This window comes from Asticcacaulis sp. YBE204, assembly GCF_000495855.1.
GTDB lineage: Bacteria > Pseudomonadota > Alphaproteobacteria > Caulobacterales > Caulobacteraceae > Asticcacaulis.
On record NZ_AWGF01000013.1, the window covers coordinates 89208 to 114646 of the forward strand.

Here is a 25439-nt window from a genome sequence, read left to right on the forward strand (position 1 = left end):
CTATACCTTAGCTATAAATCGGGAAGCGTTTCGTCAGCGCCAGAACCTGCTCGCGCACCTTGGCCGTGACGGCTTCGTCCGGCGCGCCGGAATTCGACGCCATGCCATCGACCACATCAGCGATCAGGTGACCGATCTGACGGAACTCGTCCTCGCGGAAGCCGCGCGTCGTGCCCGCAGGCGTACCGAGACGAACGCCCGACGTGATAGTGAAGGGCTGCGGGTCGAACGGGATGCCGTTCTTGTTGCAGGTGATGAAGGCTTCTTCGAGGGCGTGTTCCGTCGCCTTGCCGGTCTGGCCCTTGGGGCGCAGATCGACCGACATGACGTGGCTGTCGGTGCCGCCTGAGACGACGCCCAGACCACGCTCGATCAACACGGCGGCCAGCGCACGGGCATTCGCCACGACCTGCGCCGCATAGGCCTTGAATTCGGGTTGCAGAGCTTCGCCGAAGGCGACCGCCTTACCGGCGATGACGTGCATCAGCGGGCCGCCCTGAAGACCGGGGAAGACCGCCGAATTGATCTTCTTGCCCAGCGCCTCGTCGTTCGACAGGATCAGGCCGCCGCGCGGACCGCGCAGGGTCTTGTGCGTCGTGGTGGTGACGACGTGGGCGTGCGGCAGCGGATCGGGATAGACGCCACCGGCGACCAGACCGGCATAGTGCGCCATGTCAACGAACAGGTAAGCGCCGACGCTGTCGGCAATGGCGCGGAAACGCGCGAAGTCGATGTGACGGCTGTAGTTCGAGGCCCCCGCGACGATCAGCTTCGGCTTGTGTTCCCTGGCCAGCTTTTCGACCTGATCGTAGTCGATCAGGTGATCGTCTTCGCGCACACCATAGGGCACAACCTTGAACCACTTGCCCGACTGGTTGGCGGGCGAGCCGTGGGTCAGGTGACCGCCGCAGGCCAGGTCCATGCCCATATAGGTGTCGCCCGGTTGCAGCAGGGTGAAGAAGACCGCCTGATTGGCGTTGGCGCCGGAGTGCGGCTGCACATTGGCGAAATTACAGTTGAACAGTTGCTTGGCGCGGTCGATGGCCAGCTTTTCGACCTCGTCGACATATTCGCAACCGCCGTAGTAGCGGCGGCCCGGATAGCCCTCAGCATATTTGTTGGTCAGGACGGACCCTTGCGCTTCCAGCACGGCCTTGGAGACGATGTTTTCCGAGGCGATCAGCTCGATCTGATCCTGCTGACGGGTCAGTTCACCCTTGATCGCCGCCAGAACGGCCGGATCGGCGGCGGCCAGATCGCTGCTGAAATAGCTTTGCGGGATGAAGGAGGCGGGTGCGTTCACGGGCATGATCCTGTTAGCTGGGATGGGGCCTAGTACCACATATAGTACGACTGCCGGAAATTGCGCGTCTGTTAAACCTTTGCGCCCGCGATTCCAAGCGAAAACCTCTGCGGCGACAGATGAGCGCCGCTAATACAGACTCAGACGATGATCCCCTTGCCGCCGCCTGGTGGCGGGCCTTTCAGCACCGCCAGCTTGTTGCGCAGTTTGAGGATGGCCAGTCGCTTGACGGCCTCCGGGTCGCTGGCGGGCCCGAGCGTCGAGACCTCCTCGCCCGTGTCCGGATCGACGGCGATGACCTTCAGATAGGCACCTTGACGATGATACTCGAGCAGGACTTCGGACATTATCAGCTCCGGCTTTGCCAGATCGAAGGATCGCGGCGTGTATGGAAGAAAGCCACAATCCGAATCTCATCCGCTTCGGCGCGATAGATTATTTTGTAAGGAAACTGCGACATTCGGCAAATTCGCAAATCTCGATCAGAACGTCTATACAAAGTCGGACGTTCTGCAATCCTGCCAATCGACGATGCTATCTCTTCTTCTAACCGTAAGGCAGTCTCAACGCTGCCGCTCCGATACCAAGTTACAGCGTCATTGATCTCGGATCGGGCTTCAGCTTCGATTACAATCCGCATTCAGAAATGACGCGCCCTGAGTTCAGAGCGAAACGTCTCCCATTCCATGGCGTCGCCCTTTCCCGCATCAATATTATCAAGCCTGCGGTCAAGTTCGGCTTTCTGTGCGGGCGTCAGATCAATGTCTGTGTCTTCAAGGCTGTCCCACAACGCCTCGATCAGTTCGAGGCGCTCTTCGACGGTCAGATCGGCGATCGAAATTTTGGAAACGGCGTTCATGAGTCGAGATTACCCCCAAACGCGATTTCCGGCAAGGCTATGCACAGGTCTCAACGCGTGGAGATATTAAACGCATTTCCGTCCGGATCAGAACCCTGACAGAAGGTCACGTCGGGCGCGACCCACAACTTGCCCATCGGTACGCCTTTGGCGATCAGCGCATCACGCACGGCGGGCACATCCGCGACCCGAAAGGCAATCTTGGGCGTCTGGCCATTTGGCTTGCTCTTGGCCCCCGCATGCAGCGCGATGCGGCAAGCTCCGGCGTCGAATTCGCGCCAGTCGCCATCATCCTTGACCAGAGCCAGACCCAGAACGTCGCGATAAAAGACGGTCATGCCGTCCATATTATCGGTGAAATAGATGATGTGCGTCAGGCTGAGGTCCATGACGCACCCGATCCTTTACGCTACCGCCGGCATGCGCGCCACGTTGCAATGGCTCCACAGCTTGTCCATCGCGGTCACCAGTTCATCCATCATGTCGTCCGTATGGTCCGGCGACGGCGTGAAGCGCAGGCGCTCGGTCCCCTTGGGCACGGTCGGATAGTTGATCGGCTGGACGTAGATGTTGAAATCTTTCAGCAACATGTCCGAGATCATCTTGCAGTGGACCGGATTGCCGACCAGCACCGGGACGATGTGGCTTTCCGACGGGAAGACCGGGATACCGGCTTCGCGGAAGCGGCGCATCAGGGTCTGGGCGCGCTCCTGATGGGCGACGCGGCGTTCGTTGTGCGCTTTCAGATAGCGGACGCTGGCCGTGGCCCCGGCCATGACGGCGGGCGGCAAAGACGTCGTGAAGATAAAGCCCGAGGCCCACAGGCGGATGGCGTCGCACATGGCGGCCTTTCCCGCGATATAGCCGCCCATCATGCCGAACGCCTTACCCAGCGTGCCTTCGACGATGTCGATCTGATCCATGACGCCATCGCGCTCGGCGACACCGGCACCGCGTTGACCGTAGAGGCCGACGGCGTGGACTTCGTCGATATAGGTCAGGGCGTTGTATTTCTTGGCCAGAGCGATGGTCCCGGCGATGTCGGCGATGTCGCCGTCCATCGAATAGACCGACTCAAACGCAATCAGCTTCGGCGCATTGACGGGTGCTGCGGCCAGCAGTTCTTCGAGGTGGACCAGATCGTTGTGGCGGAAAATATGACGCTCGCCGCCGCCATTGCGGATACCTGCGATCATCGAAGCATGGTTCAGCGCATCCGAAAAGATGATCAGACCCGGCAGCACCTTATACAGCGTCGTCAGGGTCGCTTCATTGGCGACATAGCCCGACGAAAAGACCAGCGCCGCTTCCTTGCCGTGCAGATCGGCCAGTTCGGCCTCAAGCTCATTATGATACCAGGTCGTACCGGAAATATTGCGCGTACCGCCCGAGCCCGAACCGGCCTCGTCGATGGCCTTGTGCATGGCGTCGAGCACGACCGGATTTTGCCCCTGACCGAGATAATCGTTGGAACACCACACGGTTACCGCCTGTTCGGTGCCGTCCTCGCGCAGCCACGTGGCGCGCGGGAAATCGCCGCGGTGACGCTTCATATTGGCGAACACGCGGTAACGGCCCTCCTTGCGGACGGCGTCGATGGCGGCCTCGAATGCGGCGGTATAGTCCATGTTCATACTCAACCCGGTGGCGCTCGTCGCGCTTCAGGGCCCTCGGTGCGATCTTTTATGAAGAACCCTGACGGTTCCTTGATGCCGGATATAGTCTGAATATCCGGCCTTTACCAGATTTAATACGCCATATTCCCGGCCAAATCACGCTACTTTTCAGGGTGCAAGGTGCGCAAAATGACGCACCTTTTGTGATAGCTTCACCATGTTTGTTTGCATTGCGACGATTTTTTTGCAAATATATATGACTTAAGACCTCAAACCCTTAGGCCAATAAGGTGACAAGGATTACGGAATGAACAGCTCGACGTCCAAGACACTCGATGCCCACGCGCCCGTAAAACCGCTGACCAGCCTGAATGCGTGCGAGTCCGACGAACGAAATCTGGCCTATGTCGTCTATGGCCTTCTGTTTATCAGCCCGTTCTCGCTGGGCCTGACCGCCCTGATCGGCGTGGTGCTGGCCTATATCAAGAAACACGACTGCACCTCGTACATACAGACCCATTTCCGCTATCAGATCAAAAGCTTCTGGGTTATTTTTGCCATGTGGGCGATCGCTACCTTCATCGCCGTCATCTGCACCGTCTTCCTGACTTGGACCTTGGTCAACCTCATCTGGACGCAGTACGACATTACCGACTGGCGACAACTCGATATCGACCTCTCGGACTTCGATACTTCGCAAATTTCGGTCTCCACCCTGCTCGGCGTCGCTTCGGGTTATGTGGTTTCCGCCATCCTCACTGTCATGGCCACGGTATGGATTTTGATCGCTTCGGTGATGGGCCTGATCCGCCTCAATCATCACAAGCCGATTGGCAAACGCTTCCAAAAAGCGTAAGCCCTGCCCCGAATATTTCGGGAAACCACCATGTCATTCAAGCCTGTCGTCGGTTCTTATCCGCTGTCGCGTCCGCGCCGTCTGCGTCAATCCGCGTGGGTGCGCGATATGGTGGCCGAACACCGCGTCACGGCATCCGACCTGATCTGGCCGATCTTTGTCCATGACAAGGACATGGCCCGCGACCCGATCCGCTCGCTGGAGGGCGTCGATCGCCTGAGCATCAGTGAAGCCGTAAAGGAAGCCAAGGAAGCCCATGCACTCGGCATTCCCGCGCTGGCCCTGTTCCCCAATATCGACGCCCGCCTGCGCAACGATGAGGCGACGGCGGCCATCGACCCGAACGGTCTGGTCGCCCAGACCTGCCGCGCCATCAAATCCGCCGTGCCGGAGATTGGCCTGATTGTCGATGTGGCGCTCGATCCGTTCACCGCGCACGGCCACGACGGTCTGCTCGTCGACGGAAAAATCCACAACGACAAGACCATCGACATTCTGATCCAGCAGGCCCTCGTTCAGGCCGAGGCCGGGGCCGATGTCGTCGCCCCGTCGGACATGATGGACGGCCGCATCGGCGAAATCCGCAAGGCCTTCGAAGCGCGCGGTCTGCACGACAAGCTGATCATGTCCTATGCCGCCAAATACGCCTCCGCCTTCTACGGCCCGTTCCGCGACGCGGTCGGCACCTCGGCGCTGAAAGGCGACAAGAAAACCTATCAGATGGACGCGTCGAACTCCGACGAAGCCCTGCGCGAGGTCATGATGGACATCCAGGAAGGTGCCGACATGGTCATGGTCAAACCCGGCCTGCCCTATCTCGACATCGTTCAGCGCGTGTCGGAGACGTTCAAGGTGCCGACCTTCGTCTATCAGGTGTCGGGCGAATATGCGATGATCAAGGCCGCGGTGGCGGCGGGCTTCATGGACCACGACAAGGGCGTCTTCGAGACTCTTTTGGCGTTTAAGCGTGCGGGTGCTTCGGGGGTTTTGACCTATTTTGCCAAGTATGTGGCGGAGAAGCTGGAGCGATGAGCGAAAGCGACTACGAGTATTCGGTTCAGGCGCTTGATATTGCCTTAGCATCTGCCGATTGCGTTAAGCTCATAACCGATCATCGTGATGATTATAGTCAGTACGAAGGCTACGTCATTGCCGTGAGCGATAAGCTTGCTTTGCTACAAATTATTGACGATTGGCATACGGATGGTTTTGCCGTTTTTGCGCTTAGTCACCTTGCCGGATGGCGGCAAAGCCCGACTGAAACCGGACGTTCAACCATTCTGCGCGCCTTAGGCTTTCACAAGAGCGTGCAACCCGACGGCCTCAATTTCGATAGTCTCCCCGAACTCTGCTGGGCATTAAAGGCTATGGAAAAAACCATAGCTGTTCATATAAGTGATGGGTGTGAAGTAGGTGAGATTGCTCACGTCTCACGTCGCCTCATTTTGAATGGAATTGATGCCGTCGCCGCGCCTATAGAAGGCCCCGTCGAAATCGACTGGGAAGACATAAGCCAAATCAGCTTCGATGACGAATATACGACCGGCCTTAAGACCTATGTCCAATCTTTGAAAAGCTGAACAGCTTACTTCCGCCTCGCCTCCAGACGCGCGTGCAGCGACGAGGTGTCCCAGCGGTTGCCGCCCATGGCCTGCACCTCGGAATAGAACTGATCAACCAGAGCGGCCATGCTCAGATGCGCGCCGTTGGTCCGGGCCTCGTCGAGCGCGATCCCCAGATCCTTGCGCATCCAGTCGACCGCGAAGCCAAAGTCGTACTTGCCCTCATTCATCGTGCCCCAGCGGTTCGACATCTGCCATGACCCCGCCGCCCCCTGCGAAATGGCCTGCAAAACCAGATCGGGATCGATCTCAGCGCACTTTGCGAAATGCAGCGCCTCGGAAATCCCCTGTACGACGCCGGCAATAGCGATCTGGTTGCACATCTTGGCCGTCTGACCTGCCCCGGCCTCGCCGATGCGGGTGATCGATTTCGTGTAGGGTGAGGTCAAAGCCACGACACGCTCAAGCACGTCCGCTTCGCATCCGGCCATGACCGACAGCGCGCCATTGACCGCCCCCGCCTGTCCGCCCGACACCGGCGCATCGCAAAAATGGATGTGTTTAGAGGCGCATAACGCAAACATCTCACGCGCCAGTCTGGCCGAGGTCGTGGTGTGATCGACGATGAGGCTCCCCACCGCCATGCGGTCCACCGCCCGCGTCACCAGATCGCGCACGTCGTCGTCGCGCCCCACGCACAGGACCAGCGCTTCGGCATCGACCACAGCATCCTCGAAATCGGCTGAAAAGGCCGCCTGATGCGCTTCACCCCACGCCGCCGCCTTTTCGACGGAGCGATTGAAGCCCACGACCTCAAATCCGGCTTTCAGCAAATGACCGGCCATCGGCGCGCCCATGACGCCCAGACCTGCGAAAACGATGCGCATGGTAACCTCGAAACTTTGGAGAATTAAAGCGAGTGCGTCCGCCCATAGCGGCCGCGGAAATAGGTCAGGCCGTGTTCGCCGAAGTGCGTGTCCGACTGATCGAACTGTTCGACCTGACCCACGATGACCAGATGGTCGCCCAGCATCTGGGTCTGGTACTGGCTACATTTAAGCCACGCCATCGCGCCCTTGAGCCGCAGCGGTTCGTCCGCGAAGGCCAGATCGTCGCCCTCACGGCAATAAGGGTTTTCGCGGAAAAACCGGTCGGCCAGAGCCTGCTGCTCGACCGGCAAGATGTTGATCGCAAAGGTCTTGGCGTCGGAAAACACACCGTAGCGGTCCGAGCGCAGGTCAAGCGACCACAGGATCAGCTTCGGCTCCAGCGACACCGAAGCGAACGAATTGATGGTCAGCCCCATGACACAAGGCGTACCGTCGCGGTCCTGCGCCGGCGCGGTGACAACCGCCACGCCGGTCGCAAAAGTCCCCAGCACATGCCTGTAGGCCATACGATCCGGATCGCTCATTCACCCTCACTCACGCAAAATCAGGTCTTATCCTATGGCCTGAAATGGCGGAGGCGGTCAACTTTCGCTTAAACGGATTTGCGCTTGAACCCATAAAAACCACAGATGATGGCCGAGGTCACGGCGATCTGGATCAGCAGATAGCTGCAATCGATGCCGATCAGCGCCAGCGGCTTAAGGCCGTAGATGAAGCGCAGCCAGACAGTCGACACCGCAAAAAACAGCGCGGCCCACGCGCCGACCTTAAGGCCCGCCACATAACCCGCCGTCCCGGTCACGCGGCGCAGCCAGTAGATGCCGAAGGCCAGAAAAATAACCTGAAGCACACCCAGCCCCATCCGCCATTCCTGCCCCGCACCCATTTCTTTGGTAAGCCCTTCCAGCGCCATCCACGGCTCGGAAAACAGCAGGCCGTACCAGATAAAGCCGAAAAACCACGCAAACAACGCACCTGCGGCGACGCCCCAGTAATTGATCTTCATGTCAGTCCCCTAATGAAGTTGCCTGTGTCAGAATGCGCTATTCATAACAGCGTTACAATCGTGAAATTGGCCAGGCACGAGGCGGCGCTTCAACCCCCTGTTAAGATTAATCCCCGATAAACGAATCTGTAATCGCGCCGTCCAGGTGCTGATGGAGTTCCCATGGCCAGCCGCGACGCGCCCATCGTCATCAAGAAAGTCAAGAAGGTCGTCGGTGGCGGACACCACGGCGGCGCCTGGAAGGTCGCCTATGCCGACTTCGTGACCGCCATGATGGCCTTCTTCCTGCTGATGTGGTTGATCAACACGACCTCGCCGGAACAAAAGCGCGGCGTCGCAGACTATTTCGCCCCGGCCTCGGTGTCGCAGACGACCTCGGGCTCCGGCGGCATCCTCGGCGGCACCGCGATCGGCAAGGACGGCGTCAAGCAGGAAGGCTCGATGGCCTTCATCGAGCAGATGGCGCCCGAATCGCCCGACATGCAGGACCGCGACGGCCAGTCGAAACACACCGCCGATTTGTCGCAGACTCCCGAAGAGCAACTGCGCGAAGAACTGCAAAAGCGCGAGGAAGCCTCGTTTCGTTCGGCGGCGGAATCCCTGCGTCAGGCCTTGCAGGACATGCCGGAACTGGCCGAACTGTCGAAGAACATCCTTGTCGATCAGACGCCCGAAGGCCTGCGCATCCAGTTGATCGATCAGGAAGGCCGCTCGATGTTCAATGCGAACTCGGCCACGCCCAACGACCGCGCCAAGCTTTTGTTGCGCGCCGTAGCCAAGGTCGTCAATCAGTTGCCTAACCGCGTCACCATCACCGGCCACACTTCGGGTACGCCGGGCACAGGTCAAGCCGACAAGGACTGGAAACTGTCCGCCGATCGTGCCGATGCCGCCCGTCAGATTCTGCAAGGCGCCGGTGTCGATCAGGACCGCGTGGCGCAGGTGTCGGGCAAGGCCGCCAAGGAACCCCTGTATCCGGACGATCCGACTCTGGCCGGAAATCGCCGCATTGCGATAATTCTGCTGCGCGAAGCCCCGGTTCTGCCAGAAAACCCTTCTCTTTAAGCCCGATTTGAGGTCTAATCCTCTGGCAACCAGAGGCTCGACACACGGCGATGAGCGAACACTTTCCCGGACGCAAGCTCAGATACTATCTGACCATTCCGGGGCCGTGCCCATATCTGGAGGGGCAGGAAGAGCGCAAGGTTTTCGTCCATTTGCCGCCGCTCGAAGCGATCAATGTCAACGATCAGCTCTCCTCTATCGGCTTCCGTCGCTCGCAGAACATCGCCTATCGTCCGGCCTGTCCGTCGTGCCGCGCCTGTCAGTCGGTGCGCATCCCGGTCAAGGATTACGCGCACGGCCGCACCGACAAGCGTATCCTGCGCCGCAATAGTGACGTTACGCGGTCATTCGCCGAAGCGGAGGCGACGCGCGAACAGTATGAACTGCTGCAAAAGTATCTGAAAATCCGCCACCCCGACGGCGGCATGATGGACATGACGTGGCCCGATCTGGTCGCCATGGTCGAAGACACCCTCGTCCGCACGCACATGATCGAATACCGTCTAGACGGGCAACTGATCGCCTGTGTGCTGGTCGATGCGCTGAACGACGGTCTGTCGCTGGTCTATAGTTTTTACGATCCGGACCTGATGAACCGCTCGCTGGGGCGCTTCGTCATCCTCGATCACATCGATCAAGCGACGAAGGCCGGTTATGGCTTCGTTTATCTCGGCTACTGGGTCAAGGGTTCGCCCAAGATGGACTACAAGGCTAATTATCGGCCTCTGGAAGCCCTGACCGATTTCGGTTGGACCCCAGTGGATTTTGAAGCCGATCCCAAAACAGAGTAGCCTTTCATTATATATTTAGTCATTCGTCGAAATTATTATTGACTAAATTTCGATGTTTAGCTAAATATCGATTATGAACTCGATTTTCAAAGCCCTCGCCGATCCGACCCGCCGCAAGGTACTGGAATTGTTGCGCGAAAGGCCCATGACCGCCGGAGAACTGGCCGACCGGTTTCCGGTGTCGCGCCCCACCATGTCGGCGCATTTCGCCGTGTTGAAAGAAGCCGACCTGATCGACTCGCTCAAGATCGGCACGACCATTACCTATCAACTTAAACTGACGGTGCTGGAAGATGCCCTGCTCGGTTTTGCCCGGCTATTCAGTCCGACCGCCGAAGAACCCGCGACGCCCAGAACCGATCCCACCCCACCCCAGGAAGGAACCACGAAATGAGCGACTCTAACGGCCTCAGTGCCTCGAAGAAAAATATCCGTGCCGCCTTGATCCTGGCGGGCATACAGATTGTCGGCGCCCTGTTGCTGACTCTGGCCCGTAAACAGGGCCTGATCGATGGCGAGACGACGACACGCGGCTGCATGGTGCTGATCGGGCTCGGTCTGGCGGTGTACGGCAACCGTATGCCCAAAACGCTGGAGTGCGCCCCGCCGCAGTCGATCGCTCGGGCGGCCCTGCGGCACGCCGTAAGCCGTGTCGGCGGCTGGGCGCTGATGCTGGGCGGTCTGGCCTATGCCGGCCTGTGGGCCTTCGCGCCGCTCGATGTGGCGCAGGTCGGTTGCATCGTCGTGGTTTTGGCCGCAATGGTGGTCATGTTCGGCTATATGGCATGGCGGATATGCGCCAAGCGGGCGGTTTAAGAAAAAAGGCCACCGACGCCCTGTCCTGCGGCGAATGCGCCATAAAGGATGGCCACGACATAGGCGGTTCCCGCGATCGCAAAGGCTTGTCCGACAAGGATAAACACGCCGTCGCGCTGGATCATGCCCACCGCCGTCAGAAGGATCGCCAGCGCCGGTAGCGTGTTGGAAAACGGGATGATCCCCAGCGGCAGCATCATGACGATGGCCGCCCACAACAATACCAGACCATTGACGCGGTTCGACAGGATTCCGGTCGTAAGAGCCAGCAGTCGCGGCTTTACGAACCGGTCGATCTTCGAGACGATACCGACGCCTTTTTGCAGGACCGGCACCAGCTTTTCGGTGTGAATTTCACGGTCGAGTATCTTTTGCGGCAGCCACGGCAGGCGGTTGAAGATGATCGCGACCGCAACTAGGGCAATCGCACCGCTGAACGGGATCGAAATGCCGGGGATCGAGACCGGGATCATGAACGGCAGGCACAACAGCACGCAGAGCAGCAAAAGCCCCTGCTCGCCCATGATCTCGATGAGTTCGCGCAGGGTCGTATGCTCGCCCTCGATCCGCCGCAGCGTGTGGGTGAGCATGTCGCTCATGGTCTCGGTATTGTCCTGAAAGCCGAATATCTTTTGCATAGGGCTATGCAGCAAGCGCCGCGTCAGGATGCAAGCTGAAAATCGATTGCGTGAGGGAAGGTTTTCCACAGATGGCCACAGATGCACACAGATAGACCGCGCGCGGGCATCGATGGTCAGAAGATGAGAACCACAGATTACACAGATTTCACAGATTAAGCGCGTGGCAGCGAACCGGGCTTTCGGCCCGATAACCGTGGCCAGACAAAAAGGACGCGCCGTGACCCGTCCAATCTGTGAAATCTGTGTAATCTGTGGTTATTCAAAAGCATAGACACCGATGAACTTGATGCCAGAGTTCCACGCTCGGTCCATCTGTGTGCATCTGTGGCCATCTGTGGAGAACCTTTAGAACCTAGTCTCCGCGCACTGCCGCTTCAATTTTTGCGACATCGATCTTCTGCATGGTCATCATGGCCGCGAAAGCGCGCTGGGCCACGTCGCCGCCCTGCGCCATCGCTTCGGTCAGGACGCGCGGCGTGATCTGCCAGCTGAGGCCCCATTTGTCCTTGCACCAGCCGCATTCGCTTTCCTTGCCGCCATTGCCGACGATGGCGTCCCAGTAACGGTCGGTCTCTTCCTGATCCTCGGTCATGATCTGGAACGAGAAGGCTTCGGTCTGTTTGAACACATCACCGCCGTTAAGCCCCAGACACGGGATGCCCAGCACGGTGAATTCGACTGTCAGAACCTGTCCGGCCTTGCCACCAGGAAAATCGGCAGGGGCCTTGTGGACACCGGTCACGGCGCTGTCGGGGAAAACGCTGGCGTAGAAATTGGCCGCGGCTTCAGCGTCCTTGTCGTACCACAGGCAGATCGTGTTCTTGTGCATGGCGCATCCTCTCCGTTGTCGGTTTGCGGGAGACGGTACAGCGAGAGCGGCGTTATTCCAAGAGGACTTGATCCTGAAAGCGTAAAGACCTGATAAGATGCGCCTATAGGTCAGACGCGTCAGCAGATGAGGGCAGTAGTCGCTCCCGCGCCACCGAGATCGCCCATTCCAGCACCGCCAGCGCTATATCCGGCTGAAACACTGTCACGCTCAGATCGTGCGTCACGTCGGAATAGAAGATTTCGATGAGAGGATCGCTGTCATCCCCATCAATTGATACCTCTATATACATACCGTCACGGATGACATCGCTGCCCACGACACAACGGTACGTCTTACCTTTGTATTCAAGGATCAAAGTGAGCCCCTCACCCGGCGCTCCGCGCCACCCTCTCCCCACAGGGAGAGGGGATTTAAACCGGCCTCAGCTTCCGCAATCCACGCGGGGCCATCTTGCCGACGCTGGCGCGTTTGCCGACAAAGTCCTTGTGGTCCTTGAAGTCGCGCGCCTTGCCCGCTCCGTCGTACCACTGAATCGGCCCGTTCGAGTCGAAGACCGCGATGTCCTTGACGCCGCCGTCCTTGTAGCCTTGCAGCTTGACGCCTTTGCCGCGCGCCATTTCGGGCAGTTCCGACACCGGATAGATCAGCAGCTTGTTGTTTTCGCCGAGGATCATCACGCTGTCGCCCGTCAACGGCAAGGCGGCAAACGCTTCGGTTCCATCGGCATTGAGTACCGACTTGCCGGCCTTCTTGTTGCCAACAGCGTCCTCTTCGTTCATCACGAAGCCGTAGCCGTTCTTCGACACCATCAGGCGCTTGGCGCCCGGCGTGAACATGAAGACCGCCAGAATGCGCGCCTTCTCGTCCATCTCCAGCATCAGTTGCAGCGGTTCACCATGACCACGACCCGACGGCAGCTTGTCGCAACCGAGCGTGAAGAAGCGTCCGTCCGACGTCATGATCAGCAGCTTGTCGGTATTGAACCCCGACACCAAATGCCCCAGTTGATCGCCTTCCTTGAACTTTAGTTCGGACGGATCGTCGACGCGGCCCTTGGTGGCGCGAATCCAGCCGCGTTCCGACAGGACGACGGTCAGGGCTTCCTTGGGCAGGTACGACTCGATGGCCGCGACCTCGACGCCCTGCGGCGCTTCGGCAAAGGTGGTGCGGCGCGCCGACAGAAGCTGCTTGCGCACATCGGTCAGTTGCTCGTCGATACGCTTCCACTGCTTCTTGTCAGAGGCCAAAAGCGCCATCAGGCCATCGCGTTCCTTGGCCAGCTTGTCGTGCTCGGACTGGATCGCCATTTCCTCAAGCCGGGCCAGTTGGCGCAAACGGGTGTCGAGGATGTAGTCGACCTGGATTTCCGTCAGGCTGAAGCGCGCCATCAGGGTCTGTTTCGGGGTCTCGTCCTCGCGGATGATGCGGATCACCTCGTCGAGATTGAGGAAGGCGATCATCAAACCGTCCAACACGTGCAGACGGCGCTCGATCTTGTCCAGACGCCACTGCGACTGACGGATCAGCACTTCGCGGCGGTGGTCGAGGAAGGCGGTCAGGATCGGCTTGAGGCCCATGACGCGCGGCGTGCCGGTCTTGTCCAGCACGTTCATGTTGAAGGCGAAGCGTGTTTCCAGATCCGAGATCCGGAACAGGCTTTCCATCAGGACTTCGGGCTCGATATTGCGCGTCTTCGGCTCAAGAATCAGGCGGACCTCTTCGTCGGATTCGTCGCGCACATCGCCCAGCAGCGGGGCCTTTTTCGCTTCGATCAGGTCGGCCAGTTGCTCGATCAGGCGCGACTTCTGCACCATGTACGGCACTTCGGAAACCAGAATGCGCCAGTTGCCGCGCCCCAGATCCTCGACCTCGTAACGCGCCCGCACGCGGACCGAACCGCGGCCGGTCTCATAGGCTTCGCGGATCGCCTCGCGGCGCTCGACGCAGATGCCGCCGGTCGGGAAGTCCGGGCCGGGAATTATGTTCATTAACCCGTCGGTGTCGGTTTTCGGCTCGGCAATCAGAAGCTTACAGGCGTCGATCAGCTCGGCGACGTTGTGCGGCGGTATCGACGTCGCCATGCCGACCGCGATACCGGTCGCGCCATTGGCCAGCAGGTTCGGGAAGGCCGCCGGCAGCACGACCGGCTCTTCGTCCTGACCGTCGTAGGTCGGGCGAAAATCGACCGCATTTTCATCGATGCCGTCCAGCAGCAGCATGGCGGCCGTGGTCATCTTGCATTCGGTGTAACGCATGGCAGCGGCGGAATCGCCGTCGATATTGCCGAAATTCCCCTGCCCGTCGACCATCGGATAACGCTGGGCGAACCACTGCGCCATGCGGACCAGGGCGTCGTAGATCGACTGATCGCCGTGCGGATGGAAGTTACCCATGACTTCACCGACCACCTTGGCCGATTTCCGCGCCGCCGCCTGCGGGTTCAGGCGCATATTGTGCATGGCGTAGAGCACGCGGCGATGGACGGGCTTCAGCCCGTCGCGCACGTCCGGCAAGGCCCGGTGCATGATGGTGGACAGCGCATAGGCGAGATACCGCCGCGACAGGGCTTCGCCCATCGGTTCGCTGAGGATATGGCCGCCTTCATCGGGAATCACTGGTGTCATCCTTATATTTTAAGGCGCGGCGCAAGGCGTGACAAGACCTTGCCCCGTCAAAGCTGTTCACACAATGTTCGGACCCATCTTCTTCATACTCCCCCAGTTTACTGGGGGAGGTGGATGCGAACGAAGTGAGCAGACGGAGGGGGGCTCGCGTAGAAAACGAAAATAAATCGTTAGCCCGACCAGCGCTTTATTACGACAGCACAGGCCCCCAGTCGCCCGCAGTAGGAGCAATTGCATTCGTGGGCGGTTTCGGGCTGGCGCGGCAAGGTGATACGGGTCGCGCCGCAATGGCAGGTGGCGGTCAGGGTCATGGTTCGTCTCCTTCGATACGGAGAGCTTACCCCACATGCTGACAAATCATGTCAGCATGACTTCAAGCGACGCGGACCTGATCGCGCCCGGCGTGTTTGGCGGCATAGAGCGCCTGATCGGCCTCGCGGTAAAGACTGTCTAGCGTTTTGGTCGCCTGCCATTGGGCGACGCCCGCTGAGAAGGTATAGCGCAGGATCACGTCGTTCATCGGAATCGTCTGGACGCGCAGTTCGTTTTGCAGGCGCTTCAAGACCTTCAAGGCCTGATCTTCGGTGGCTTTCGGCATGATCAGCAGGAACTCTTCGCCGCCGATGCGTCCGAACAGGTCGGCCCCGCGTAAGGTAGCGCGCGCGGCGTCGGCAAAGTGACGCAACACCTCATCACCGGCCTGATGCCCGAAGCGGTCGTTGATCGCCTTGAAGTGATCGAGGTCGATGAGGACGACGCTGAACACCTCGCCCGACACGACGCCCGATTCGATGAGATCGCCGAAGCGTTTCATCATGGCGCCGCGATTAAGCAGACCAGTCAGATAGTCGGTTTCCGACGCCACGATGGCGGCGTCGCGCGCGCTTTTCAGGTGGAATTCCTTGGCCTTGACGAAGGTGCAGTCGGCGATCATCAGCAATATCCAGCCGCCGGCGAAGGTCGTTTCCGACGCCCACATCCACCGCCCATCGAGCAGGTCGATCTCGAACTTGCGGTTGGCCTGGCTGCGGCGTTTGGCATTGGCCATGGCCAGCCACGGTTCGATGTCTTCGGCCTCGATCAGCGGCCCAACCCTGGCGTCGAAACAATGGCGCATGATCGAGGAAAAGGTCTGCGCACCGTCCTGCACCGCATAGATGTCGCGGAAATCCGCCGAGGCGTAGTGCAGCGCATCGTCCGGCGTGAAGATCGCGAGCGCCGTGCCGCTGGCCAGCAGGCCCTCAGCCAGCTTTTGCAGCACCTCCGGCAGAGGCGCATTGAACGGATCGATCGAGGGTGTGGACATACGCGGATACTAACGCAACAGGTTTAAGGGAAAATGATCAGAACAGGGCATCCACAGCGTTTTGCAGGCTGTTTTCGATGCGTGTGGCCTTGCCGTGAATATGGGCGTCCATCTCTACAACGCGGGCCTTCATGTCGTTGAGGCGGGCTTCGAGGTCCTGACGCGCCACCGGGTCTTCGACATTGGAACTGAGCAGGATGGCGATGGCGGATTCGAAGACATCCAGCGCGTCGGTGCAGGCCTGATCGAAGGCCTGACGCGCGGCGACCGGGGCCTGATTATAGGCCGCTATGACGACGTCCTTCTGCTCGAAACCCGACTGCTCGAAGTGCTCGACATAGCCACGACGGTGCCATTCCATCAGTTCCTCGGCCATGTCCGGCATGTCGAGGCCCATTTCGAACAGCATGATCGCTTCGTTGAACAGGTTGAGATAGTCGGTCGCCAGACCCGTCGTCGGGTTGACATTGGCCGCCATCAACTCTGTGTCGCTAAAGCTCATCGTGTTCCGTTATAGCCGTCCGGCATCCCCGCCGATTCGATCACCTTACGCCATACACCTTACCAAAGCGTAGAGAACAGCGTAATTTTTAAACGATGTCAGGATTGGCGTACCGCATCGATAAGCCGTGTACGGATTTCCGGCAACGGGCGATCGAGCGGATGGAAGATATGCCGCTCAAGGAAGAAGCCGGTCAGGTCGAAGCCCTTTTTCAGGTCGTCGGAGGACAAACCGCCTTGCGAGGACAGGAGAAATTGCGGCAGGGCGAGCAATTTGTCCGCATACGGAATACCGGCGTTCCGGCTGACGGCGCGGGCCGATTTCGGCGACACATAGACCAGATCGTCGCGTTCCCCTGTCACCGCGCAGGCCGTCAGGTCGAGACCGTAGCCGACGGCTTCGAGCAACCCGGCCTCGAAACGGATATAGATATAGGGCCAGATCGCGGGCACCTGAAACGCGTTCATCAGGGCTTCAAAGCCGTGATAGGCCCCGGGAAAGGCCTCGCGTTCGGGCAGTACCGCGCGGGTCATGACGCAGGCGCATTGCACGCCCAAAAGCGCCACAGGATCGTCGAAGACCTGCGACGCACCTTCATCCAGCGGTTCGATGGTCGCCGAGCCTAATTGTTCCGAAGTCCTTGCGCGATAGGCGATACGGACATGGCTTGCAGGCTGCAAGTAAGGCTTCATGCGCCGCGATGCGCCGCCGGCGATGTGAGCGGCGATACGGCCATGCTCACGCGTCAGGACATTGACCACGGCCCCGGTTTCACCGTGAGGCCGCGCGCTTAGGACAAAGGCATCGTCTTCGAATTGCACCGACACGCTCCACAAAATCATTCCTCCCTAGCTTGCTGGGGGGGGGACCGCACGACGCGCGCAGCGCTAGATGCGGTGGTGGGGGTTCTTGCTTGAAAAGGACGCTGGCAGAGTGCAGAAAGTAAGATACCCCACCACCACATCTCACCTGCTTTCAGCAGGCTCGTGCGGTCCCCCTCCCCGGCAAAGCCAGGGAGGTATAAGTATTTTTACGCCTCAAATTCTAATCCGAACTGCGCATACAGCGCCCGGTCGTCGCTCCAGCGCTCATTGACCTGAACGTGCAGGAACAGATGCACCTTGCGGTCGAGAATCTCCATTAGCTCTTCGCGGGCCTTCTGACCGATCCATTTCAGGGTCTGACCGTTCTTGCCCAGCACGATGGCGCGCTGGCCGTCGCGTTCGACGAAGATGGTCTGCTCGATGCGCGCCGCACCGTCGGGCATGTCCTTGAAGTCGGTCGTGACCACCGCGCAGGCATAGGGTAGTTCCTCATGCACGCGCAGGAACAGCTTTTCGCGGGTGATTTCCGCCGCCAGAATGCGCACCGGGGCGTCGGCGGCCTGATCCTCAGGATACAGCCAGTGACCGAGCGGCATCTTTTCCGACAGGGCCTCCATGAGGTCCTTCACGCCATTGCCCTTTTCGGCGGAGATCATGAAGACCTGATCGAAGACGCCTTCCTTGAACAGACTATCGGCCACGGCCAGCAGGTTGTCGCGTTTCAGCAGGTCGATCTTGTTCAGAACCAAAATAGCGCGCGTATTGTTGGCCTTGAGGCCTTCGATGATTGCCTCGGCGTCCTCGACGCAGCGCTTGTCGGCGGCATCGGCCTTGGTGCCTTCGGGCGCGAAATGGACGGCGATGTGTGCGGCGGCATCGATCAGCAGCACCACGACATCGGCGTCCTGCGCCCCGCCCCAGGCCGACTTGACCATGGCGCGATCAAGACGGCGGCGCGGCTTGAAGATACCCGGCGTATCGACCAGCACGATCTGCGCGTCGCCATGAATGGCGATACCGCGCACCGGAAAGCGCGTCGTCTGGACCTTTTGCGTGACGATGGAAACTTTTGAGCCGACCAGCGCATTGACCAGCGTCGATTTACCGGCGTTCGGGGCACCGATGATGGCGGCGAAACCGGCGCGGTGGTTCGCATCGGTAGAGGAAGAGGTGTTTGTCAATTAAGACCTTCGTTTTCGATAAAGCTGAGGGCCGCCGCTTTTTCGGCTTCCTGACGGGACTTGCCGCTGGCTGAGACGGGATCGTATCCTTCTATCCTGACCGCGATCGTAAAGATAGGGGCATGATCGGGGCCCGACCGGTTTAGGATCTCGTATTTCGGTGCGGACAGCTTCTGTTGCGCGGCCCATTCCTGAAGGTGCGATTTCGGATTGAGGTGCGAGCGGTCGTGGCCGGAGCGGATATGCGGCTGCCACAGCGGCAAAAAGGCCTTGCGCGCGGCGTCGAACCCGCCATCGATATAGACGGCGGCGATCAGGGCTTCGCAGGCGTCGCCGAGTATGGTCAGGTTGCTGCGGCCGCCCGAACGCGTCTCGCCGATCGCCAGACGGAGCGCCGGGCCGACGCCGAGTTGTTGCGCGATCTCGGCACAGGTTTCGCGGCTGACGAGCCCATGCAGGCGCTGCGACATCTCGCCTTCTTCGGCGTCGGGAAAGGCTTCCATCAGGGCCTCGGCCACCATCAGGCCCAGCACGCGGTCACCCAGGAACTCCAGCCGTTCATTGTCGCTGGCCCCGGATTTGCGTTTGGCGCCGTCACCGACCGAGGCGTGGGTCAGGGCGCTTTCCAGCAACTCACGGTGGATAAAAGTGTAACCGAGTTTGGCCTCAAGTCCGGTCAGGAGTTTCTGACGATGGGCCGAGGCGTCGCGTTGGATACGGGTCACTATTAAAATACTCCCCCGCTCGCGGGGGAGGTGGCATGGCGTAAGCCATGACGGTGGGGGGCCTTTGCAACATCAGCAAGGCCCCCCTCTCCCGCTTTACAGCGGTATCTCCCCCACAAGTGGGGGAGTATTAAAAACGCGTGTTCCGGCATTAATCCAACATCTTGAAGAACCGGTCCCAGCGCAGGTCGAGCCAGGTCCAGGGCTTGAACAACGACGCACCCTTGTTCCACGAAATCAGGACCATGGTCGCCTTGCCTTCGAGGTTTTCCGCCGGCACGAAGCCGACGCCCGGCTGCATGTAATCCGACGGCGAGAAGCGGCTGTCGAGCGAGTTGTCGCGATTGTCGCCCATGACGAAATACTGGCCTTCGGGCACGGTGAAGACCTCGGTATCGTCAGCCTTGGGGCTATAGCCCATGTCCTGCGTCAGGTGCGTCGCGCCGTTGGGCAGCGACTCTTCGATGACCTCGACACCCGGCGTCGCATAGGAAATGCCGGTCGAGATCGGGCCCTTGTCGACCGCGGGCACAATGGTCTCGTTGATATAGACCTTGCCGTCGCGAACCTGAACGCGGTCGCCGGGCAGGCCGACGACGCGCTTGATATAGTCGGTCTTGTTGTCGCGCGGCAGCTTGAACACCACGACATCGCCACGCTTGGCCTGCTTCTCGAAGATGCGGCCCGAAATCACCGGCGGCGAGAACTGGATCGAGTGCTTGGAATAGCCGTAATCCCACTTGCGCACGACGATATAGTCGCCCTCATAGAGGTTCGGCTCCATCGAGGCCGACGGGATGGTGAAGGGCTGGAACAGGAAGGTGCGGAACACCAGCGTGATCAGCAGCGCAATAGCTACCGTCTTGATGATATCCATCGTCTCGTCTTTCAGCGACGACGCAGGCTTTTCGCCCTCGACTATACCGTCTTCGATGACCTTGTCTTCAGCGCTCATAAATTCGCCCCATCATATTCAGCGCCCATAGCATTAGGCATATTCAACGGACCTGTCTATTTATAGATTGGGTCTAAATATAGGCTTACCGATTTGTTAGGCGGTTGCGGGCACCGCTTCAATGACCACATAAGCCCCGGCCAGCGGCCCCTCGTCGGTCAGGCTGAGGTGGATTCGCGCGGCGTGTCCGGCGGGCGTGATGGCCTCAAGCCGCGCCAGAGCGCCGCCTGACAGCGTCACTTCGGGCTTACCCAAGACGTCGTTCACAACCTCGATATCGGTAAAATGAAACCCGCGCAAACCCGTGCCGAGCGCTTTCATTACCGCTTCCTTGGCGGCGTAGCGCTTGGCGTAGGTCTGATACGGCGTGGCGTTTTTGGACGCATAGGCCTGTTCGGCGGGCGTGAAGACGCGGTCGAGGAACTTTTGGCCGAACTTGTCGCCGGACTGTTCGATCCGCTGGGCGTCGGTCAGGTCCGTGCCGATGCCGACGATCATCCGCGCGCCGCGTCCATCAGGGTGCGCATCTTCGCAATCGAGGCATCCAGCCCGACAAAGACCGCCTCACCGATCAGAAAATGACCGATATTCAGTTCCCTGATCTGAGGAACGCGCGAAATGAAGGTCACCGTGTCGTAGTCGATGCCGTGCCCCGCATGGACCTCGATACCGACCGAGGCCGCCATGTGTGCCGCCCATTCGAGCTTCTTCATCTCGTCCTCGACGATCGAGGTCTCGCCATTGCGCCACGCGTCGCACAGGGCCCCCGTGTGGAATTCGACCACCGGCGCGCCGATGTTCGACGCCGCCGTGACCTGTAACGCATCTGCCGCGATGAACAGCGACGAGCGGATACCGGCGGCATTGAACTTGGCCACCGCCGCGCCGACGAGTTCGATATTGCCCGCCACATCGAGCCCGCCTTCGGTCGTGCGTTCCTGACGGCGCTCAGGCACCAGACAGGCGGCGTGCGGCTTGAGGTCGAGCGCGATGCCGATCATCTCGTCGGTCACAGCCATTTCGAAATTGAGCGGCTTGCCGAATTCGTCGCAGACGGTTTTCAGCGCCCAGATGTCCTTATCGAGGACGTGGCGGCGGTCTTCGCGCAGGTGCGCGGTGATGCCATCTACGCCCGCCATCAGCGCCTGACGCGCACCGCGCACCGGGTCGGGCGCGTCGCCGCCGCGCGCGTTACGCACGGTGGCGATATGATCGATATTAAGACCGAGGCGTATGCGGCTCATTTCGTTAGGCTTTCGCGATCCGGCGTGAACCGGGGTCCTGTACGGGAATGGCGGCCAGCTCCGGCGGCAGGGCGTCCGCCGGATAGGCCGGAACTTCCAGGCTGGCCAGCGAGATCAGCGGCACGCCGACATCTGCTTTACCCCCCGAACGGTCGACGATACACGCCGCCGCGACGACCTCGCCGCCCAGTTCCCTGATCGCGGCGATGCATTCGCGCGACGACAGGCCGGTGGTGACGATGTCCTCAACCATGACGACCTTCGCGCCCGGTTCGATGTGGAAGCCGCGGCGCAGCTTGAACACCCCGCCCTCGCGCTCGACATAAAGCGAAGGCACCTTCAGGTGACGCGCGGTTTCATAGCCGGGGATGATACCGCCGACGGCGGGCGAAATGGCGACATCGACCGCACCGACCTGTGCCACGATCTTCTCGGCCAATGCCTTGCACAGACGCTCGCAGCGGTCGGCATTCATGAAGACGAGGTTCTTTTGCAGGAACAGCGGACTGTGCAGGCCGCTCGACAGCACGAAATGCCCCTCGCGCAGGGCATTGGCGGCGCGAAATTCGTTGATTACGTCTTCAGAGGTCATGAGGTTCGGTCGCTTGTGAAATATCGTTCTACGCCGGGCGTAAAAGCGATTCAGAAAAGGATGGTCCCCTTTAACGCAGAGCCGTCACAAGCTAAAGGGCTCAGGCAAAAAATGCTAAGTCTCCGCCTTACGGTTTAGCTTCCCACCAGCCCGGAGTCGTAAATTCACTCATGAGCTCGGCTATCGTCTCAAACTCATGAGGTTTCCATATGACCTTGACGTCCAGCTGTTTCGCCAGACATTCAAAAGACGAGTCGTGAAACGCAATGAAGAAATGCCGTAAAGCTTCGTCATTTGCCTCATTCAGCCATGGGGACTCGAATATTTCGACGGCGGTATAGGTATCCAGTCCGCATCGATACAAAGGGTGCTGTGCGACCGTATTTTCATCGGGCTGACCAAAGCGATGCTGATAAACGTGACCGAACCGCAGCACCACCGTAGGCCCTTGCGAATGGGAACTCATGCCGCCCGGTTGGAGATCGGGAAAAATATTGGGTGAGCCCTCGGCTTCATAAACGACCAGAGTGTCCCAGTCATAGGCGACGATTATGGGAAACGGAACGCCCATCTGCGGCTGAGGCACTGACGTCAGTTCGGCAAATGGCACCTTGCGTCTGGCTTTGAAGTCTATCAGGTCACCCACGAATCCGCTCGACCCCTTCGACCGAGGGATTCGTGCGGATAGCGGCATTGATATTGGTCAGGTGACGCGCATCCATCACCTCGACCTCAAACTCCGCATCGAGGAAATCGACCTGCTGATTGGTCAGGTGGATATTGACGATATTGCCGCGTGCCTCGCCGATCAGGGTACAGACCTGCCCCAGAACGCCCGGCTTGTTACGCATATTGGCGCGGATGCGGGCGGCGGAAATGGTGTTCTTTTCGGCGTTGAGCGTCCATTGCAGGTCGATCCACGCGTCCTTCTGCCCTTCCCAGGCCTCAAGGCGTTCGCATTCGATCGAATGGACGTGGACCTGATTTTCGCTGACAATGCCGACGATGCGGTCACCCGGCACCGGCGAGCAGCAGCGCGAGAACCAGATCTTCTGATTGGCTTTCAGCGCCTGACCGCGCACATAGGCCGCCGCGTCGTCGCCGTCACGAATACGGCTGAACGAGTCGGTCGTCAGGGTCGCCGGCAGTTTCAGACCGGGATAGATCGCTTCCAGCACCTTGAGCGGGGTGATCTTGCCGCGCCCGCATAGTTCGAAGACCTCGTCCTCTGACTGGACCTGAAAGCGCTCGAAGGCCGCGCGCCAGCTTATGTCGATCAGGGTCTTGTCGACCTGAGCCGCCGCGCGTTCGATGGCCGAGCGCCCCAACTTGATGAAATCGTCCTTTTGCGTCTGACGGATATGGCGGCGGATGGCAGCACGCGCCTTGCCCGTAAAGGTCAGGGACTGCCAGTCCGGATTGACCCGCGCCTCGACGCCAGTGATGATTTCGACCTGATCGCCGTTTTGCAATTCGGTCCTGAGCGGCTTGTGCTCGCCATTGATGATGGCGCCGATGGCGGTATCGCCGACCTCGGTATGGACGGCATAGGCGAAGTCGAGCGGCATGGCCCCGCGCGGCAGCGAGATCAGGCGGCCCTTCGGCGAGAAGCAGAAGACCTGATCAAGGAACATTTCCAGCTTGGCGTGTTCGACCCACTCTTCGGAATCGCCGCCGTTTTCGGCGATCTGCACGATGGCGCGCAGATTGGCGATCGGATTGCGCCCGGCCATCAGCGTCGCGGCCTCTTCGTCGAAACCGTAGGAGGAATTCTTGTAGCCCCAGTGCGCCGCCAGCCCCTCTTCGGCCACGCGATCCATCACGTCGGTGCGAATCTGCATCTCGATGCGCGAGCCCTTGTGACCGACGACGGTGGTGTGCAGCGACTGATAGTTGTTCGACTTCGGCGTCGAGATGAAGTCCTTGAAGCGCTCCTGTACGCACGGCCATTCGCGGTGCAGGACGCCCAAAGCCCGGTAACACTCGTCCTCGGTCGTCACGATGACGCGGAAGGCGATGATGTCGGACAGTTGCGAAAAGCCGATCGACTTGCGTTGCAGCTTGCGCCAGATCGAATAGGGTGACTTTTCACGGCCCGTGACGCGGGCCTCGATCCCGGCGGCGTGAAGGGTGTCGCGGATATCTTCGGCGATGTCGGCGACTGCCGTGCCCTTTTCCTCGCGCAGGTCTTCGAGGCGCTGGATGATGGCGTCGCGACCGTCGGCATTGATGAAGCTGAAGGCCAGTTCTTCGAGTTCGGTGGCGAAACGGTTGCAGCCGATCTGACGGGCCAGCGGCGCATAGACCTCAAGCGTTTCCCGCGAGATCCGTTCACGCTTATGCTCCGGGACGTATTGCAGGGTGCGCATATTGTGGAGGCGATCCGCCAGCTTCACGAGCAGCACCCGCACATCCTTCGAGATGGCGAGTATGAATTTTCTGAGGTTTTCCGACTGCTTGGTATATTCCGATTGCAGCTCAAGCCGGGTGAGCTTGGTCACGCCCTCGACCAGCTGCGCGATTTCTTCGCCGAACATCGAAGCGATTTCCTCGCGCGTCGCCGGCGTGTCCTCGATGGTGTCGTGGAGCAGCGCCGTCGCAATCGCCGCTGCATCGAGGCGATAGTCGGTCAGGATGCCCGCGACCTCGATCGGGTGGGCGAAATAGGGATCGCCCGACGCGCGAAGCTGCGCCCCGTGCATGCGCATCGCATAGACATAGGCGCGGTTGAGCATGGCCTCATCTACGGTCGGATCGTAGGCCGCGACGCGGTCGATCAGCTCCATCTGACGCAGGAAACGCCGTTTGGGTGCAGGCTTTGCGGCCTGCACCTCCTCTGACGACATCGCGGGGGGCGGAATCTCGTTCGGCAGGTCGCTGGGTGGAGCTTCCACCGGCGGCTGCAAAGGCGGGGTTTCCGCGGGCGGATCGATGGGCGGTGTTTCCGGCGGCGGGCGGACATCGCCCTCCTTCGGCTCACCGGGCGGCAGTTCGGAGGGTTTTTCCTCCGGGAAACCGGGCGGCACGGCAGGCACATCCGGATCGGAGGCCTGGGGTGCGAATACCGATTGTCCTTCTGCCGTCATAGATACCAGACTCTTTTTTAACATGCAGGTGCCTTAGACTGAAGGGACCCCGCCACACATGGGAAGCTTAACCCCGCTTCGCCATATTCGCCAGTAAAAAGGCCGGTAAGACTGTGAAGGATTCAAAACAAAAACGCCGCCCCGTGAGGAGCGGCGTTTGAGC

General features: G+C 59.9%; 32 protein-coding genes. 7 read left to right on the forward strand and 25 right to left on the reverse strand.

Annotated features, from left to right (window positions below; all coding sequences use genetic code 11):
* Positions 1-7: 7 nt before the first annotated feature.
* The 6 genes from glyA to hemA all read right to left on the reverse strand — a co-directional run bounded on the left by glyA (position 8) and on the right by hemA (position 3790).
* Positions 8-1303 carry a serine hydroxymethyltransferase gene (gene glyA, locus AEYBE204_RS35140; protein ID WP_031231216.1) on the reverse strand — a complete coding sequence of 432 codons (1296 nt, stop codon included), beginning with the start codon at positions 1301-1303 and terminating at the stop codon, positions 8-10.
* A gap of 140 nt (positions 1304-1443) precedes the next feature.
* A complete protein-coding gene (locus AEYBE204_RS35145; protein ID WP_023463319.1) occupies positions 1444-1650 on the reverse strand; it encodes a hypothetical protein in 207 nt (68 codons plus the stop codon).
* Positions 1651-1652: 2 nt separating this feature from the next.
* Positions 1653-1943, reverse strand: coding sequence for a type II toxin-antitoxin system RelE/ParE family toxin (locus AEYBE204_RS41130; protein WP_081724729.1), 291 nt, complete (start codon positions 1941-1943; stop codon positions 1653-1655).
* Positions 1944-2162: an addiction module protein gene (locus AEYBE204_RS35150; protein WP_023463320.1), complete on the reverse strand. Its 219-nt coding sequence runs from the start codon at positions 2160-2162 to the stop codon at positions 1944-1946.
* 50 nt (positions 2163-2212) lie between these two features.
* Positions 2213-2551, reverse strand: coding sequence for a VOC family protein (locus tag AEYBE204_RS39650; protein WP_023463321.1), 339 nt, complete (start codon positions 2549-2551; stop codon positions 2213-2215).
* 15 nt (positions 2552-2566) lie between these two features.
* The gene (gene hemA, locus AEYBE204_RS35155) at positions 2567-3790 is read right to left on the reverse strand and encodes a 5-aminolevulinate synthase (RefSeq protein WP_031231219.1); all 1224 of its coding nucleotides are present in this window, start codon (positions 3788-3790) and stop codon (positions 2567-2569) included.
* Between the two features lie 295 nt (positions 3791-4085).
* On the opposite strand from hemA, the gene AEYBE204_RS39655 reads away from it, so the two are divergent.
* From AEYBE204_RS39655 to AEYBE204_RS35170, 3 genes are read left to right on the forward strand one after another with little or no spacing between them, the layout of a single operon-like run.
* The gene (locus tag AEYBE204_RS39655; protein ID WP_023463323.1) at positions 4086-4634 is read left to right on the forward strand and encodes a hypothetical protein; all 549 of its coding nucleotides are present in this window, start codon (positions 4086-4088) and stop codon (positions 4632-4634) included.
* A gap of 30 nt (positions 4635-4664) precedes the next feature.
* Positions 4665-5666: a porphobilinogen synthase gene (gene hemB, locus AEYBE204_RS35165; RefSeq protein ID WP_023463324.1), complete on the forward strand. Its 1002-nt coding sequence runs from the start codon at positions 4665-4667 to the stop codon at positions 5664-5666.
* Positions 5663-6214: a hypothetical protein gene (locus AEYBE204_RS35170; RefSeq protein ID WP_023463325.1), complete on the forward strand. Its 552-nt coding sequence runs from the start codon at positions 5663-5665 to the stop codon at positions 6212-6214. Before hemB ends, AEYBE204_RS35170 begins: the two co-directional genes overlap by 4 nt.
* Positions 6215-6219: 5 nt before the next feature.
* Here the strand turns inward: AEYBE204_RS35170 and AEYBE204_RS35175 are convergent, their stop codons facing one another.
* From AEYBE204_RS35175 to AEYBE204_RS35185, 3 genes are all read right to left on the reverse strand, one after another.
* On the reverse strand, positions 6220-7083 hold the full coding sequence (locus AEYBE204_RS35175) for an NAD(P)-dependent oxidoreductase (RefSeq protein ID WP_023463326.1): 864 nt from the start codon (positions 7081-7083) through the stop codon (positions 6220-6222).
* Between the two features lie 23 nt (positions 7084-7106).
* Complete coding sequence (locus AEYBE204_RS35180; protein ID WP_023463327.1) at positions 7107-7610, reverse strand: flavin reductase family protein; 504 nt, start codon at positions 7608-7610, stop codon at positions 7107-7109.
* Between the two features lie 68 nt (positions 7611-7678).
* The gene (locus AEYBE204_RS35185) at positions 7679-8092 is read right to left on the reverse strand and encodes a DUF1761 domain-containing protein (protein WP_023463328.1); all 414 of its coding nucleotides are present in this window, start codon (positions 8090-8092) and stop codon (positions 7679-7681) included.
* A 162-nt stretch (positions 8093-8254) separates the two neighbouring features.
* Here AEYBE204_RS35185 and AEYBE204_RS35190 point away from each other — a divergent pair, with 162 nt between their 5' ends.
* The 4 genes from AEYBE204_RS35190 (at position 8255) to AEYBE204_RS39660 (ending at position 10764) form a co-directional block, all read left to right on the forward strand.
* The gene (locus tag AEYBE204_RS35190) at positions 8255-9157 is read left to right on the forward strand and encodes a flagellar motor protein MotB (RefSeq protein ID WP_023463329.1); all 903 of its coding nucleotides are present in this window, start codon (positions 8255-8257) and stop codon (positions 9155-9157) included.
* Between the two features lie 50 nt (positions 9158-9207).
* Complete coding sequence (locus tag AEYBE204_RS35195; RefSeq protein WP_023463330.1) at positions 9208-9948, forward strand: arginyltransferase; 741 nt, start codon at positions 9208-9210, stop codon at positions 9946-9948.
* 73 nt (positions 9949-10021) lie between these two features.
* Entirely contained in the window at positions 10022-10342 is a 321-nt protein-coding gene (locus AEYBE204_RS35200; protein WP_023463331.1) for an autorepressor SdpR family transcription factor, read from the forward strand.
* Positions 10339-10764: a hypothetical protein gene (locus tag AEYBE204_RS39660; protein ID WP_023463332.1), complete on the forward strand. Its 426-nt coding sequence runs from the start codon at positions 10339-10341 to the stop codon at positions 10762-10764. Before AEYBE204_RS35200 ends, AEYBE204_RS39660 begins: the two co-directional genes overlap by 4 nt.
* On the opposite strand, the gene AEYBE204_RS35210 is transcribed toward AEYBE204_RS39660, so the two are convergent.
* The 16 genes from AEYBE204_RS35210 to AEYBE204_RS35280 all read right to left on the reverse strand — a co-directional run bounded on the left by AEYBE204_RS35210 (position 10761) and on the right by AEYBE204_RS35280 (position 25036).
* Positions 10761-11402 carry an exopolysaccharide biosynthesis protein gene (locus AEYBE204_RS35210; protein ID WP_023463333.1) on the reverse strand — a complete coding sequence of 214 codons (642 nt, stop codon included), beginning with the start codon at positions 11400-11402 and terminating at the stop codon, positions 10761-10763. The genes AEYBE204_RS39660 and AEYBE204_RS35210 overlap by 4 nt on opposite strands.
* A 355-nt stretch (positions 11403-11757) precedes the next feature.
* Entirely contained in the window at positions 11758-12234 is a 477-nt protein-coding gene (locus tag AEYBE204_RS35215; protein WP_023463334.1) for a VOC family protein, read from the reverse strand.
* 103 nt (positions 12235-12337) lie between these two features.
* Positions 12338-12592 carry a hypothetical protein gene (locus AEYBE204_RS35220; RefSeq protein ID WP_023463335.1) on the reverse strand — a complete coding sequence of 85 codons (255 nt, stop codon included), beginning with the start codon at positions 12590-12592 and terminating at the stop codon, positions 12338-12340.
* A gap of 55 nt (positions 12593-12647) precedes the next feature.
* Positions 12648-14861 carry a DNA topoisomerase IV subunit A gene (gene parC, locus AEYBE204_RS35225; RefSeq protein WP_031231228.1) on the reverse strand — a complete coding sequence of 738 codons (2214 nt, stop codon included), beginning with the start codon at positions 14859-14861 and terminating at the stop codon, positions 12648-12650.
* Between the two features lie 170 nt (positions 14862-15031).
* Complete coding sequence (locus AEYBE204_RS40425; RefSeq protein WP_155908455.1) at positions 15032-15172, reverse strand: hypothetical protein; 141 nt, start codon at positions 15170-15172, stop codon at positions 15032-15034.
* A gap of 62 nt (positions 15173-15234) precedes the next feature.
* Entirely contained in the window at positions 15235-16167 is a 933-nt protein-coding gene (locus AEYBE204_RS35230; protein ID WP_023463337.1) for a GGDEF domain-containing protein, read from the reverse strand.
* A 37-nt stretch (positions 16168-16204) separates the two neighbouring features.
* Positions 16205-16669, reverse strand: coding sequence for a hypothetical protein (locus AEYBE204_RS35235; protein ID WP_031231232.1), 465 nt, complete (start codon positions 16667-16669; stop codon positions 16205-16207).
* A gap of 98 nt (positions 16670-16767) precedes the next feature.
* Complete coding sequence (recO, locus tag AEYBE204_RS35240; RefSeq protein ID WP_031231234.1) at positions 16768-17490, reverse strand: DNA repair protein RecO; 723 nt, start codon at positions 17488-17490, stop codon at positions 16768-16770.
* A gap of 209 nt (positions 17491-17699) precedes the next feature.
* The gene (gene era, locus AEYBE204_RS35245) at positions 17700-18674 is read right to left on the reverse strand and encodes a GTPase Era (protein ID WP_023463340.1); all 975 of its coding nucleotides are present in this window, start codon (positions 18672-18674) and stop codon (positions 17700-17702) included.
* Positions 18671-19399: a ribonuclease III gene (gene rnc, locus AEYBE204_RS35250; protein WP_023463341.1), complete on the reverse strand. Its 729-nt coding sequence runs from the start codon at positions 19397-19399 to the stop codon at positions 18671-18673. Before rnc ends, era begins: the two co-directional genes overlap by 4 nt.
* 151 nt (positions 19400-19550) lie before the next feature.
* The gene (lepB, locus tag AEYBE204_RS35255; protein WP_023463342.1) at positions 19551-20354 is read right to left on the reverse strand and encodes a signal peptidase I; all 804 of its coding nucleotides are present in this window, start codon (positions 20352-20354) and stop codon (positions 19551-19553) included.
* A 96-nt stretch (positions 20355-20450) separates the two neighbouring features.
* On the reverse strand, positions 20451-20852 hold the full coding sequence (acpS, locus tag AEYBE204_RS35260; protein WP_023463343.1) for a holo-ACP synthase: 402 nt from the start codon (positions 20850-20852) through the stop codon (positions 20451-20453).
* Positions 20849-21598, reverse strand: a complete 750-nt coding sequence (locus AEYBE204_RS35265; protein ID WP_023463344.1) for a pyridoxine 5'-phosphate synthase — start codon at positions 21596-21598, stop codon at positions 20849-20851. Before AEYBE204_RS35265 ends, acpS begins: the two co-directional genes overlap by 4 nt.
* A gap of 4 nt (positions 21599-21602) precedes the next feature.
* On the reverse strand, positions 21603-22190 hold the full coding sequence (gene pyrE / locus AEYBE204_RS35270) for an orotate phosphoribosyltransferase (protein ID WP_023463345.1): 588 nt from the start codon (positions 22188-22190) through the stop codon (positions 21603-21605).
* A 127-nt stretch (positions 22191-22317) separates the two neighbouring features.
* Positions 22318-22836: a hypothetical protein gene (locus tag AEYBE204_RS35275; protein WP_023463346.1), complete on the reverse strand. Its 519-nt coding sequence runs from the start codon at positions 22834-22836 to the stop codon at positions 22318-22320.
* On the reverse strand, positions 22829-25036 hold the full coding sequence (locus tag AEYBE204_RS35280; RefSeq protein WP_031231240.1) for a bifunctional (p)ppGpp synthetase/guanosine-3',5'-bis(diphosphate) 3'-pyrophosphohydrolase: 2208 nt from the start codon (positions 25034-25036) through the stop codon (positions 22829-22831). Before AEYBE204_RS35280 ends, AEYBE204_RS35275 begins: the two co-directional genes overlap by 8 nt.
* Positions 25037-25439: the final 403 nt, after the last annotated feature.